Genomic DNA, 12,421 nt, shown 5'->3' with positions numbered 1-12,421 from the left:
ATGAGTGAATCATGACTACCAAACAAGAAATAGACGAATTAAAAAAGCAGTTACGTCATCATGAATATCAGTACCATGTATTAGATGCGCCTGAAATTCCAGACGTGGAATATGACAAGTTAATGCAACGTCTAAAAGAGATAGAGGCGCAGCATCCTGAACTTGTCACCAGTGATTCACCGACTCAACGTGTTGGTGCTGCACCATTAGCTGCGTTTGATACCGTACGCCATGAAATTCCTATGTTGTCGCTAGATAACGTTTTTGATGAAGAAAGCTATCTTGCGTTTGATAAGCGAGTCAGGGATCGCTTGAAAAATCATCAAGAACTGACTTTTTGTTGTGAGCTCAAGTTAGATGGGTTAGCGGTCAGTTTGCTGTATGAAAACGGTGAGCTAGTACAGGCCGCGACTCGGGGCGATGGAACCGTAGGCGAAAATATTACTGCGAATGTTCGAACCATTCGTGCTATCCCATTGCGTTTAACGGGAAGCAATATTCCTGATCGCGTTGAGATCCGTGGGGAAGTTTTTATGCCCCAAAAAGGCTTTGAAGCGCTTAATGAGCAAGCACGCAAAACGGATGGCAAAGTCTTTGCAAACCCACGTAATGCAGCAGCAGGTTCTTTACGCCAATTAGACCCACGTATTACCGCCAAAAGGCCGCTTACTTTTTATTGTTATGGTGTGGGGCTTGTGGAAGGAGGCTCTTTACCGGATACACATTATGACCGTTTAATGCAATTCAAGGCATGGGGTTTACCGGTTAGTGATTATGTTCAATTACGTGTTGGTCATCAGGCAGTATTGGATTTTTACCATGAAATTGAGCAAGTTCGACCTGACCTTGGCTTTGATATCGATGGTGTGGTTATTAAGGTTAACTCGATTGCGATTCAAGAAGAGTTAGGGTTTGTTTCTCGAGCACCTCGCTGGGCGACCGCATTTAAATTTCCAGCGCAAGAACAAGTGACATTATTAAAAGATGTTGAATTTCAAGTCGGGCGTACCGGGGCTATCACGCCTGTCGCGCGTTTAGAGCCCGTGCAAGTTGCAGGCGTCGTTGTCAGCAATGCGACTTTACACAATGCCGATGAAATCGAACGCCTTGGTGTGCATATTGGTGACACGGTTATTATTCGTCGAGCCGGAGATGTTATTCCGCAAATCGTCAGTGTTGTGGTTGATAACCGCCCTGCAGATAGCCGGGAAATTGTTTTTCCAACTCATTGCCCAGTATGTGGCTCTGATATCGAACGAATCGAAGGCGAAGCGGTAGCGCGCTGTACAGGTGGGCTTATTTGTGGGGCACAACGCAAAGAAGCACTGAAACATTTTGTCTCACGCAGAGCAATGGACGTCGATGGCATGGGCGATAAAATTATCGACCAATTAGTTGAAAAAGAGTATGTCAAAACGCCGGCAGATTTATATCAATTAAGTGCGGGTATCTTAACAGGCTTGGATAGAATGGGGCCGAAATCGGCACAAAATCTGGTTGATGCACTCAATAAGTCTAAACAAACGACGTTAGCTCGTTTTATTTATGCCCTTGGAATTCGTGAAGTTGGTGAAGCAACGGCGGCAAACTTAGCCGCGCATTACACCACACTTGAAGCCGTGATGGCGGCAGATGAAGAGTCACTAAAAACGGTTCAAGATATTGGTCATGTGGTCGCGAAGCATGTGGTCAATTTTTTCCGCGAACCTCATAACCAAGCGGTGATTGAAGATTTACTGACTAAGGCAAATATTCATTGGCCTGAAGTAAAAGTCGTCAACAGTGCAGAAATTGATAGCCCATTTGCAGGTAAAACGGTAGTGCTAACAGGGTCAATGAGTATCTTGACGCGTGATGAAGCCAAAGACAAATTAGTCGCTTTAGGTGCAAAGGTTTCAGGAAGCGTCTCTAAAAAAACAGATTTGGTGATTGCTGGTGAGGCTGCAGGTTCTAAATTAGCGAAAGCAAATGAACTTGGCATACGTGTTATAGATGAAAATGAATTGATTCGTTTGCTGAATATTCAATAGTGAACTATATTCAATTTGGCTTAGTTGCCTACAATCTCTGTAGGCAACAATTTTGTACGCAGGTTGTTGTAAGTCTTAACTTAAATTCTCAGTAAAATTTCTGTGCAAAAAAAGCGAATACTAGGATTTGTTATAGTTGAAACGTGATCCCCTTCTTCTTTTTGCAAAATACACCTAGTAAGCTTTCATATTAATGTGACCTCCGTCTCATTTAAATGTTGTCTATTACATAGAATATGCACATAGACTGATTCTTAAATTTGTTGGAGTCGCATATGACCTCGATCCTGCATTTCGTTTTATCTTTAGTAGTAATAGCTGCTCTTGCTATTTTAGCCAGTAGTAACCGTAGAGGGATCCGCCCTCGCTATGTTGTTCAACTACTGGTTATTCAAATTGCATTAGCTTATCTGTTCTTAAAATCGAATATTGGCGAATCATTTGTTCTTGGTGTGGCAGGGGTATTTACCCACTTGCTAGGCTATGCAGCAGAAGGGACCAAATTTATTTTTGGCGGTATGATTGAAGGCAACTTAGCGTTCTTCTTCTTACAAGTATTATGCCCAATCATCTTTATTTCTGCGTTGATCGGGATCTTACAGCACGTCAAAATTCTTCCTATCGTGATCCGTATCATCGGTACCGTGCTATCGAAAGTGAATGGTATGGGGAAATTGGAGTCATTTAACGCAGTCAGCTCATTGTTATTGGGTCAGTCAGAAAACTTTATTGCGTATAAAGACCAATTGAACCGGATGTCAGACCGCAGAATGTACACCATGGCCGCAACAGCCATGTCAACGGTATCTATGTCTATCGTTGGGGCATACATGACCATGTTAGAGCCACGTTTCGTGGTCGCTGCATTGGTTCTGAATATGTTTGGTACTTTCGTTGTACTCTCACTGATTAACCCGTATCCACCGGAAGGTGAAGAAGATATTCAAATGAGCAACCTGCATGAAGGGCAAAGCTTCTTTGAAATGTTAGGTGAATATATTCTTGCAGGGTTTAAAGTAGCAATTATCGTTTCAGCAATGTTAATTGGTTTTATTGCCCTCATTGCGATGATTAACGGTATTTTCTCAGCCGTATTCGGTATCGACTTCCAAACCATGTTAGGTTACGTGTTCTATCCGTTTGCGTGGATGCTCGGTATTCCTGCCGATGAAGCCTTACAGGTTGGCGGAATTATGGCAGTGAAAATGGTGACGAATGAATTCGTTGCGATGGACGGCTTACAAGCGATTGCTGGTGGGTTATCTGAGCGCTCTGTTGGTATCTTATCTGTATTCTTAGTTTCTTTCGCTAACTTCTCATCCATCGGTATTATTGCGGGTGCGATTAAAGGCTTAGATGAGAAACAAGGTAATACCGTGGCTCGCTTCGGTTTGAAATTACTGTACGGTTCAACCCTAGTTAGCTTCTTATCTGCAGCCGTTGTCGGGTTAGTTTTGTAATCCACTAAAACATGCTAAATTAAGAAACGGCGTTCAAATGAGCGCCGTTTTTTTATGCTTTGATACAAAAGAGAACTAATAATGGAAAAACAAGATCTCATCGATATGGCCAATACCTATATGCCATTTGGTAAATATAAAGGCTGCGTATTAATTGATTTACCCGAAGAATATTTATTATGGTTCTATAAGAAAGGAGAGTTTCCTGCTGGACGTTTAGGGCAGTTAATGGAGATGACCCTAGGGTTAAAAATAGAAGGCTTAGAAGGGCTAGTAAAGCCTTTAAAGCGAGGTTAATTGTGCCCTAGTGCGTGAGTAATCTTCTGGCTTAAAGTAATAAATAACTTTTGCTCTTGGGGGGTTAATGCTGCTTTGACCTTAGCCGCGTTTTCAGCACGTCCTGTGGCTGCACGCTGCAAAAAATGATGCCCTTTGTCGGTTAAATGGGTGATCAGTTCCCGTCTATCTTCTTCAGATTGATATTGCTCGACAAATTCATAATATTTCAGAACTCGAAGAAACTTCGATAAATTTTGGCGAGAAAGGCCAAGTGCTTGGCTTAACTGGCTTGGTGTTAAGTCTCCTTTTAATCTCAATATCTCTAGCACATCATATTGGCCCCAAGTTATTTGTTCAGGGGTAAAGCTAACTCTGCGTGCAACTAGCGTACATTGCAGTAGAGAAAGCGCATCTTCAAGAGAATTTGGCATTATGACGATCCCGTAATATTCAATCTGTTGAGTATATATTGATTTTAATAATAAGACGACCAGTTGATTAACTTTAGTTAATTAATTATAGTTAACTAAAGTTAATTATAATTGAGGTGAGCTATGGGTAAATTTAATCAGCGAGTTGCGCTTATAACAGGGGCATCGACAGGTGTCGGTTTCACTATTGCACTAAAGCTGTATTCACTTGGCGTAATAGCGGTAATTACGGGGCGTAATGAGGCAGCTTTACAACAAGCCGCTAAAGAAATAGACCCAACAGGACAACGTGTCTATGCCATAAAAATGAATGTCGCAAATGCACAAGACTTTAAAACAACAGTTGAAAAAATTGAGCAACAATACGGTGCATTGCACTACTTGGTGAATAATGCAGGGATCACTGGGCCTCATGGCGTCAATATTGAAGATTATCCTTTAGAGGCTTGGCATGAGGTGATCGAGACCGATATAACAGGAACATTTCATGGTTTAAAGTACAGTATTCCTGCGATTTTGCGCAGTGGTGGGGGAGCTATCGTGAATTTATCAGCTTGCAATGGGGTAACAGGGATAGCGGGCATAGCACCTTACACCGCAGCAAAGCATGCGGTACTGGGGTTAACGCGTTCAGCAGCCTTAGAAAACGCTCAAAAAGGTATTCGTATCAATGCGGTTGGCCCCGGCTATGTAGAAACACCGAATATTAGCGTATTACCACAGGAAACGAAGCAATGGATGGCTTCAACTCATCCAATGGGTAGAATGGCTACTCGGCAAGAAATTGCTAATGTTGTCGCTTTCTTGTTATCAGAAGAGAGTAGCTTTATAACAGGGGCGTTTATTCCTATTGATGGTGGTTATACTGCGCAGTGATGCAAAATAATCAAGGTTTGGCGTCAGCCACAAAATGAGGGAAGACGCCAAAATTACTACCAGTCTACGAGCCTGCTTTGCATCCCTTGGTGGCTAGGGAAATGTGGTAAAACCTCTTCAGCCATTTCTTGTAGTACCTCTAAAGCTGGTCGCTCAGAGTATTGAATTCCAATCGCGGCATGGTTAACTCCCGCAGCTTGCCATTCTTCGAGTAGTTGAATCAAACCGTTACGGCCTGTTCGTAGAGTGAATCCTCCTCGTAAAGGAGTGCGCGGGAAATCAGGATCATCGACAAGGTCAATCCATTCATTTGTCATATGTGGCCTAAAGTCATGTTCAGGGATGAGGGCACGCCAGGATGCAATTTTCTCAGCTAAACGAAGAGCGCCTTCTGGATGACTGGTAGCTTCAGGATAGGATAACCAACCATCGGAATAATCAGCAATCCACTGTTTAGATTGGCCTGAGCCTCCTGTGACGATTAATGGTATTTGCCCAGTGATTGGTTTCGGGAGTAGCTGGGCTCGATTGAACTCACCTAGTGGGGATTGAATATTCAGTAACCCATCAGCCATTAACTGCCTAAAGTAATCAACAGCCTGTGCAAATCTTTTTGCACGTTGCTCATAATTAATACCATAGGCAGGAAACTCAATAGCTCTATCTCCTGAGGCAATACCCATTACTAGCCGGTTACCTGAAAGTTGGTCAATTGTGGTGGCCGCTTTGGCTAAATCAATTGGGTGTCGTAATGAAAAAATCGAGCTTCCTGTAACCAATGCAACATTTTTTGTTCTGGCAGCAATAAAGGACAAATAGGTCAGAGGATCAAATAACTGACCTGCATCACCAAACAATGGGTCGAATAAGGGAATATCTCGCACCCAAACTGCAGCAAAATTATATTCATCAATATGTTCGATTAAGTTTATTTGCCCTTTTAATATCTGGGTATCTCCTTGATAAAAACGTAAGGGCAGGAAAATTCCGACAGTAAGTTTGTTAGGAGAAAACATACGATTATAGCCTACATGAGATGCAAAGGACGATGATGGCTGTGCTTTTTGTTTAGGGAAAAATGGGGATGTATTCATGTCATTGTCCAATATTAGGCTTCTGTAGCAGGGGCGGGTAGAGTGATCCCTTTCATGACAGCGGGTCTCAAGGCAACTCGGTCATACCATTTCGTTAAATGTGTGTGTTGGCTAAAATCGAACGCAATAACCTGAGCAATGTGTAACCAGCCGAAATTAGCGATATCTGCGATGGAGTAATCAGAGCCTGCAAGATAAGGTGCATTTTCGAGTTGTTTGTCTAATACCGTGAGTGCCTTGTGGGTCATATTAAAATAGCGTTCCACAATCTCTGGCTTTGGTGATTTATCGAAAATAGCGAAGTTTACCCATTGACCTATAATCGGCCCTAAACTGGCAGAATGGAATTGTAGCCATTTAATGGCTTCCCACTTTTGTTTAGGGATAGCGGGAAGAAGTTGGCCTGTTTTTTCAGCAAGATATAATAAAATTGCGGCTGATTCAAAGAGAGTAATCTCTGTTTGTGGATCATAAATAACAGGAATACGTCCATGAGGATTTAACTGTAAAAAAGCGGGTTGCTGGTGGTTACCACGAGAAATTTGTATATGATTAAGGTGGTATGGAAGGTTTAGTTCTTCTAATGCTATTGTTATTTTAAATCCATTTGGTGAGCTATCAGTATAAAGTTCAAGCATAGTTGTATTCGCTTTTCTATATCGTTAAGATTGAATTGATGCCTTGATTATTGGTTTTCTACTGAAGAAAATAAAACCATATTAACTCAACTTAAATTTAGAAAAACTAAACTATGAATCCGGTTCTTCCATTACTTGCTTTACGAGCTTTCACCGAAGTGGCGAAACATAAAAGTATTAAGCGCGCCGCACACTTTCTTGGTGTGACATCAGGTGCGGTTAGCCAGCAAATTCGTTTATTAGAAGAACGGATTGGAATGCCATTGTTTGTGCGCAGTCACCACAGCATGGAATTAACACATGCAGGGCAGTGTGTTTACCCTGCGTTGTTGCAGGCATTCGAACAAATCGAAGGTTCAATGTATGTGCTAGAAAATATTCGTAAAGAAAAAACGATTAACATTAGTACCGTTCCTTCATTTGCCGCCTCTTGGCTAGTACCCCGTTTAGGGAGGTTCACGCAGTCACATCCTGAAATTGAGGTGCATATTGAAGCTTCTTCAGCATTAGTTAATTTGCATCAGCAGCGGGTTGATATAGCTATTCGCCATGGTTTAGGGCATTACCCAAATTTAGTGAGTGAGCGGTTAATTACACCTGTTTTATTACCGGTGATGAGTCCTGATTTTCCGATTAATAGCGCGATTGAAACCCCGCAAGACTGCCTGAATTACCCATTATTACAAGATAATGACCGTATGGACTGGTCACTTTGGCTAGCGGCTCATGGCGTGGAAAATAGCGAAAGAGCAAAACGGGGAAGTGCATTTGATGATGATTATTTATTGATCCGTGCTGCGATTGCAGGGCAAGGTTTAGCCTTAGTCCCAAAAGAGTATGCGATACAGGAAATCGAAGAAGGGCGGCTAGTGCAAGTGATTGATAAGCCATGGCCAGCGAGGTTCGCGTATTATTTAGTGATGTTACCGGAATCTATTGAAAAACCAGAAGTTTTAGCATTTTAAAATTGGATTAAATCGGAAGCTAAACAGACTGAAAGTGTAGAAAGTTAATGGTGGAGCTAAGCGGGATCGAACCGCTGACCTCTTGCATGCCATGCAAGCGCTCTCCCAGCTGAGCTATAGCCCCAATCGAAATGTTTTGTATTGTGCCATCTAACAGGGAATTAGATGGTGGAGCTAAGCGGGATCGAACCGCTGACCTCTTGCATGCCATGCAAGCGCTCTCCCAGCTGAGCTATAGCCCCAAACAAAATCTTTTGGACGCAGGGATGATATTCAAGGCTAGAGAGAGTGTCAATCAAATAATAGCATTTCCAAACCGATTGATTAAATATAAAGCAAATTCTAGCTAATTCAAATGATTGAAGTAATCAGCGGGTAACTTTTATTTATTAAAGCCAAACCCTTGGCCGATGTTAATTTTTGCACCGTTTCTCAAGAGCAGCGTATTATTATATTGGATATCATCATTAGTTAGATTTGGAGCCATAAGCAATAAGCTACTGCTATCAACGAGAAGGAGCGTATTTTTTAATGATATGTTATTCATGCTTATTGATGAGGTTTTTTTATCATCTGGCCGTGTGATATTAATGGCGGAAAACACCTTTCCTTGAAACTCACCTAGAGTTGAGATCTCTGCGCGTTTAGTATTAATAATTCCATTATTTGCTATATTAAATTCATTTTCGCTATGAATGAATAGATAAGGTGTATTTACCGTTGCAGCTGGCCTTATCAGAATATTTTTTCTTTTCCGCTGTTGTGGTATTGCCTCAGGAAAGATATCTGGAATAATTATTTCATCTTTTGTGATTTTAACATCACCATTATAAATTTTAATACTTCCTTCAGAGTGATTTTCTTTATTAAACCTAATTTTATTGGCTATCAAATTCAAGTCATTATAATTATTTTTTAATTTACTGATGTTGATTGTTCCTTTTTGAACTGTATTGGGTTTATATTCTCCTTGATTATTAATATGTTGGACTGAAAAGGCTGTTAAAGTGGTTAAATTATCAAAGCTACAGCGATTACAGTTGATCCCATTGGGGTTGACGATAAGGTGATGGGTTTTCTCGGTGTTAATATTAATATTACCGTTAATATAACTTTTGTTATTGGAAGTGACCTCGCTAATAATTAATTTTGCTGGATAAATAGGGTGGTTATTGATTTTCAATCCCTTTTTATTAACATGAAATTCTTGATAATAATTATGGGAAACTTGGTTTTTATCGCTTGGGTTTACCTCTATAATAGGAATATTGTTTCTGTTTTCAGCTATTCTAATTTGTTGGTTTTTACTATTATCAATGAGTACTTTCTTTTCTGAGAGAATAGAGGAAAAACTCATTTTTGAAAATATTAATATAGGTAATATGATTGTGAGATTGATAATGAATTTTTTCATTTAATGACCGTAATTGTGTGATAGAAGTGTTTACCATAAATTAATCATCACCCATACGTCTAATTAAGATTTTATATGAACCCAGGTAATATATAAATAATAACCTCATACGTGATAAGACGCATGAGGTTATTTAATTTTAGTCGTTATTATTGTGCGCTTGATTCGCGCTCACTAATAAATGAAAGTGCTTTTTCAATACGAGCGATTGAACGGGCTTGGCCGATAGCGTGAACGGTCACATCAAGGCCTGGAGATTGGCCGGCACCTGTTACAGCAACACGTAAAGGCATTCCCACTTTACCCATACCCACTTCTAATTCAGCTGCAGTAGCTTCGATGGCTTGATGAACATTTTCAGCCGTCCAATCAGTGATCGCAGCTAACTTATCTTTTACGACTTCTAACGGTTGACGTGCAACAGGTCGTAAGTGTTTTTTCGCGGCATCAGCATCAAACTCTTCAAAATCTTGGTAGAAATAGTGGCAGGATTCCGCCATTTCTTTCAATGTCTTGCAGCGTTCACCCAGTAATTTGATTAGATCAACTAATTGAGGCCCTGTGCTGGTATCAATGTTTTGTTGTTCAATATGCCATGCAAGATAGGTTGCAACTTCTTCTGCTGGTAATGTATTGATATAGTGGTGGTTTAACCATTGCAGTTTTTCAGTGTTAAACGCACTTGCTGATTTACTGATAGCATCAAGGCTGAAATACTCTTTCATTTCTTCAACGGTGAAAATTTCTTGGTCACCATGAGACCAACCTAAACGCACAAGATAATTAAGAAGCGCTTGCGGCAAATAACCGTCATCACGGTACTGCATAACGCTAACTGCACCATGGCGTTTTGACAGTTTTTTACCATCATCACCTAGGATCATTGACACGTGGGCATACACAGGCACTGGTGCCCCTAATGCTTTTAGAATATTGATCTGGCGAGGTGTGTTATTAATATGGTCTTCACCACGAATAACATGAGTGATTTCCATATCCCAGTCATCAATTACGACGCAGAAATTATATGTCGGGGAACCATCAGTACGGCGAATGATTAAGTCATCCAGTTCTTGGTTACTAAACTCAATTGGCCCACGAATTTTGTCGTCAAAAATAACGGAACCTTCTTGTGGATTACGAAAACGAACAACGTGTGGCTCATCTGGCGTATGGTTGTGAGCATGATCACGGCAGCAACCATCGTACCGAGGCTTTTCGTTATTTGCCATTTGTTCTTCACGTAACGCTTCTAGACGCTCTTTTGAACAATAACAACGATAAGCGGTACCCGCATCTAACATTTGATCAATGACATCATTATAACGGTCAAAACGTTTAGTTTGATAATAAGGGCCTTCATCCCAATTTAAATTCAACCAGTTCATACCGTCCATAATGGCGTCGATAGCTTCCTGAGTTGAACGTTCTAAGTCAGTATCTTCAATACGCAGGACAAATTCGCCCTGATTGTGGCGACTAAATAACCAGGAATACAGAGCGGTACGTGCACCACCAACGTGTAAATAGCCAGTTGGACTTGGCGCAAAACGGGTTTTGATTTTACTCATCGAGATTGCCTTAATTGCAAAACATGTTTTTGAAGCGCTTATCTATTTACTGTAAAAGACTAAAAACAAGCACAGTTAACTGGGTAGCAAGTTTGATGTTCTAAACAGCGAAATGTCTAAGCATTGCTAAAATGTGTATCTATTCTATCATCCTACAATGATTCCTCAATCAAGTTATCAGAATAGAAGACAAGAAATTACGCAGTTTCGACAAATTTGACATAAATAAATGCGCTTTAAAAATAATTTCTGTTTTTTTCTTAAAAGAACAAAGAGAAAATGATAGGTAATTGATTAAAAAGGCAGCTTTTCTGGTGAATATTGAAACATCTTGATTATTTTTGCAACGAACGATAAAAATCTATTGAAAAAGCGTTGACTCAGAACTCAGTATCCCTATAATGCACCTCCATCGACGACGGGGCGATTAGCTCAGTTGGTAGAGCACCTCCCTTACAAGGAGGGGGTCAGTGGTTCGAGCCCGCTATCGCCCACCACCGTTGACGATGACAATAAATAATTGGGCGATTAGCTCAGTTGGTAGAGCACCTCCCTTACAAGGAGGGGGTCAGTGGTTCGAGCCCGCTATCGCCCACCAATTATTTATTATAATGTAATATAAGTCATGAAGTGGGCGATTAGCTCAGTTGGTAGAGCACCTCCCTTACAAGGAGGGGGTCAGTGGTTCGAGCCCGCTATCGCCCACCACTTCATTAGATACTTGCATTAAAATACAATTTAGATGGGTCGTTAGCTCAGTCGGTAGAGCAGTTGACTTTTAATCAATTGGTCGCAGGTTCGAATCCTGCACGACCCACCATCTAAGCAGTAAAAAAATCAGAATTTCCAAGATGGGTCGTTAGCTCAGTCGGTAGAGCAGTTGACTTTTAATCAATTGGTCGCAGGTTCGAATCCTGCACGACCCACCATCTCAGCCATTTCTAAGTTAATTCCCAATCAAGTAAATACTCAAGTTGCCAAGCTATACCTCGACAAGCTGGTTGTAGGTTCAGCCCGTAGGGAAAATCCGAAGGATTTAAATCCTGCACGACCCACCATCTCAGCCATTTCTAAGTTAATTCCCAATCAAGTAAATACTCAAGTTGCCAAGCTATACCTCGACAAGCTGGTTGCAGGTTCAGCCCGTAGGGAAAATCCTGTACGACCCACCATTAAGACATGGTGTTATTGCAGACTAAATCTAGCGAATACACACATATTATGGCAGTTTTATTTCTTAAAGGACTCAATAAGGATTAAAGTAATTAGCAATTATACTGCTTGCCTGATATGTAGAATAATTCAGGATGCGCTTTGCAATGATCATTTCGTTCTTACACCTATATTTCTATATGGCATTAGCAGAATATATTTTACTACTAATAGATAATAAAGGAGTAAGCGATAGACTATAATGATTTAATTAGGCATAAATGACAAAATAAAATTGTATAAATGAATGTCTAATTGCTATTTTGTGGAATAGAGAAAGTACATATCAATTTTTTATAAACTATTTTTATTATATCGTAAATGTGAGATACTACATCTTGGTTATAAACTCTGAGATCGTGTTTGTTTTTGAAATATTATAGCAATCTGCGTACTGTAAAAAATAGAAACTAGTAAGAACCAAATTAGATTGTCGATGAAAGTCATTTTT

10 protein-coding genes and 7 tRNA genes are annotated in these 12,421 nt (G+C 40.5%); 10 read left to right on the top strand and 7 right to left on the bottom strand.

Going from position 1 to position 12,421, the window contains the following annotated elements; translation table 11 throughout:
• Positions 1-11 precede the first annotated feature (11 nt).
• From ligA to PR683_RS07010, 3 genes are all read left to right on the top strand, one after another.
• On the top strand, positions 12-2,030 hold the full coding sequence (gene ligA / locus PR683_RS07020) for an NAD-dependent DNA ligase LigA (RefSeq protein ID WP_109911492.1): 2,019 nt from the start codon (positions 12-14) through the stop codon (positions 2,028-2,030).
• A 275-nt stretch (positions 2,031-2,305) separates the two neighbouring features.
• Positions 2,306-3,490: a NupC/NupG family nucleoside CNT transporter gene (locus PR683_RS07015; protein WP_004264869.1), complete on the top strand. Its 1,185-nt coding sequence runs from the start codon at positions 2,306-2,308 to the stop codon at positions 3,488-3,490.
• A gap of 81 nt (positions 3,491-3,571) precedes the next feature.
• Positions 3,572-3,787, top strand: coding sequence for a DUF3820 family protein (locus tag PR683_RS07010; protein WP_004912576.1), 216 nt, complete (start codon positions 3,572-3,574; stop codon positions 3,785-3,787).
• On the opposite strand, the gene PR683_RS07005 is transcribed toward PR683_RS07010, so the two are convergent.
• Entirely contained in the window at positions 3,784-4,200 is a 417-nt protein-coding gene (locus PR683_RS07005; RefSeq protein WP_109911494.1) for a MarR family winged helix-turn-helix transcriptional regulator, read from the bottom strand. The two genes, PR683_RS07010 and PR683_RS07005, sit on opposite strands and share 4 nt — an antisense overlap.
• A 123-nt stretch (positions 4,201-4,323) precedes the next feature.
• Between PR683_RS07005 and PR683_RS07000 the strand changes: the two genes are divergently transcribed.
• Complete coding sequence (locus PR683_RS07000; RefSeq protein ID WP_267750798.1) at positions 4,324-5,076, top strand: SDR family NAD(P)-dependent oxidoreductase; 753 nt, start codon at positions 4,324-4,326, stop codon at positions 5,074-5,076.
• A 56-nt stretch (positions 5,077-5,132) separates the two neighbouring features.
• Here PR683_RS07000 and PR683_RS06995 read toward each other — a convergent pair whose 3' ends face one another.
• Together PR683_RS06995 and PR683_RS06990 are read right to left on the bottom strand one after the other, a co-directional pair.
• Positions 5,133-6,170 carry an LLM class oxidoreductase gene (locus PR683_RS06995; RefSeq protein ID WP_196718972.1) on the bottom strand — a complete coding sequence of 346 codons (1,038 nt, stop codon included), beginning with the start codon at positions 6,168-6,170 and terminating at the stop codon, positions 5,133-5,135.
• 14 nt (positions 6,171-6,184) lie between these two features.
• On the bottom strand, positions 6,185-6,808 hold the full coding sequence (locus PR683_RS06990; RefSeq protein ID WP_117162420.1) for a glutathione S-transferase family protein: 624 nt from the start codon (positions 6,806-6,808) through the stop codon (positions 6,185-6,187).
• 113 nt (positions 6,809-6,921) lie between these two features.
• On the opposite strand from PR683_RS06990, the gene PR683_RS06985 reads away from it, so the two are divergent.
• Positions 6,922-7,773, top strand: a complete 852-nt coding sequence (locus PR683_RS06985; protein WP_272581728.1) for a LysR substrate-binding domain-containing protein — start codon at positions 6,922-6,924, stop codon at positions 7,771-7,773.
• Between the two features lie 48 nt (positions 7,774-7,821).
• On the opposite strand, the gene PR683_RS06980 is transcribed toward PR683_RS06985, so the two are convergent.
• The 4 genes from PR683_RS06980 to gltX all read right to left on the bottom strand — a co-directional run bounded on the left by PR683_RS06980 (position 7,822) and on the right by gltX (position 10,758).
• Positions 7,822-7,897, bottom strand: a tRNA-Ala gene (locus PR683_RS06980).
• Between the two features lie 42 nt (positions 7,898-7,939).
• Positions 7,940-8,015: transfer RNA gene (locus PR683_RS06975), tRNA-Ala, on the bottom strand.
• A gap of 140 nt (positions 8,016-8,155) precedes the next feature.
• Positions 8,156-9,187: a two-partner secretion domain-containing protein gene (locus PR683_RS06970; protein WP_109911498.1), complete on the bottom strand. Its 1,032-nt coding sequence runs from the start codon at positions 9,185-9,187 to the stop codon at positions 8,156-8,158.
• A 149-nt stretch (positions 9,188-9,336) separates the two neighbouring features.
• Complete coding sequence (gene gltX / locus PR683_RS06965; RefSeq protein ID WP_004912558.1) at positions 9,337-10,758, bottom strand: glutamate--tRNA ligase; 1,422 nt, start codon at positions 10,756-10,758, stop codon at positions 9,337-9,339.
• A gap of 421 nt (positions 10,759-11,179) precedes the next feature.
• Between gltX and PR683_RS06960 the strand changes: the two genes are divergently transcribed.
• From PR683_RS06960 to PR683_RS06940, 5 genes are all read left to right on the top strand, one after another.
• Positions 11,180-11,255 (top strand) — tRNA-Val (locus PR683_RS06960).
• Between the two features lie 25 nt (positions 11,256-11,280).
• Positions 11,281-11,356 (top strand) — tRNA-Val (locus tag PR683_RS06955).
• 34 nt (positions 11,357-11,390) lie between these two features.
• Positions 11,391-11,466: transfer RNA gene (locus PR683_RS06950), tRNA-Val, on the top strand.
• 36 nt (positions 11,467-11,502) lie between these two features.
• Positions 11,503-11,578 (top strand) — tRNA-Lys (locus PR683_RS06945).
• A 33-nt stretch (positions 11,579-11,611) separates the two neighbouring features.
• A tRNA-Lys gene (locus tag PR683_RS06940) sits at positions 11,612-11,687 on the top strand.
• Positions 11,688-12,421: the final 734 nt, after the last annotated feature.

Origin of the sequence: Providencia sp. PROV269 (assembly GCF_028477785.1) — a bacterium.
GTDB lineage: Bacteria > Pseudomonadota > Gammaproteobacteria > Enterobacterales > Enterobacteriaceae > Providencia > Providencia rettgeri.
Note: the sequence above shows the minus strand (reverse complement) of the source record. Positions and strands in the feature narration are given on the sequence as shown.

Coding starts and splice junctions, on each gene's coding strand:
- ligA (WP_109911492.1), top strand. CDS start 12: ATGACTACCAAACAAGAAATAGACGAATTAAAAAAGCAGTTACGTCAT.
- PR683_RS07015 (WP_004264869.1), top strand. CDS start 2,306: ATGACCTCGATCCTGCATTTCGTTTTATCTTTAGTAGTAATAGCTGCT.
- PR683_RS07010 (WP_004912576.1), top strand. CDS start 3,572: ATGGAAAAACAAGATCTCATCGATATGGCCAATACCTATATGCCATTT.
- PR683_RS07005 (WP_109911494.1), bottom strand. CDS start 4,200: ATGCCAAATTCTCTTGAAGATGCGCTTTCTCTACTGCAATGTACGCTA.
- PR683_RS07000 (WP_267750798.1), top strand. CDS start 4,324: ATGGGTAAATTTAATCAGCGAGTTGCGCTTATAACAGGGGCATCGACA.
- PR683_RS06995 (WP_196718972.1), bottom strand. CDS start 6,170: ATGAATACATCCCCATTTTTCCCTAAACAAAAAGCACAGCCATCATCG.
- PR683_RS06990 (WP_117162420.1), bottom strand. CDS start 6,808: ATGCTTGAACTTTATACTGATAGCTCACCAAATGGATTTAAAATAACA.
- PR683_RS06985 (WP_272581728.1), top strand. CDS start 6,922: ATGAATCCGGTTCTTCCATTACTTGCTTTACGAGCTTTCACCGAAGTG.
- PR683_RS06970 (WP_109911498.1), bottom strand. CDS start 9,187: ATGAAAAAATTCATTATCAATCTCACAATCATATTACCTATATTAATA.
- gltX (WP_004912558.1), bottom strand. CDS start 10,758: ATGAGTAAAATCAAAACCCGTTTTGCGCCAAGTCCAACTGGCTATTTA.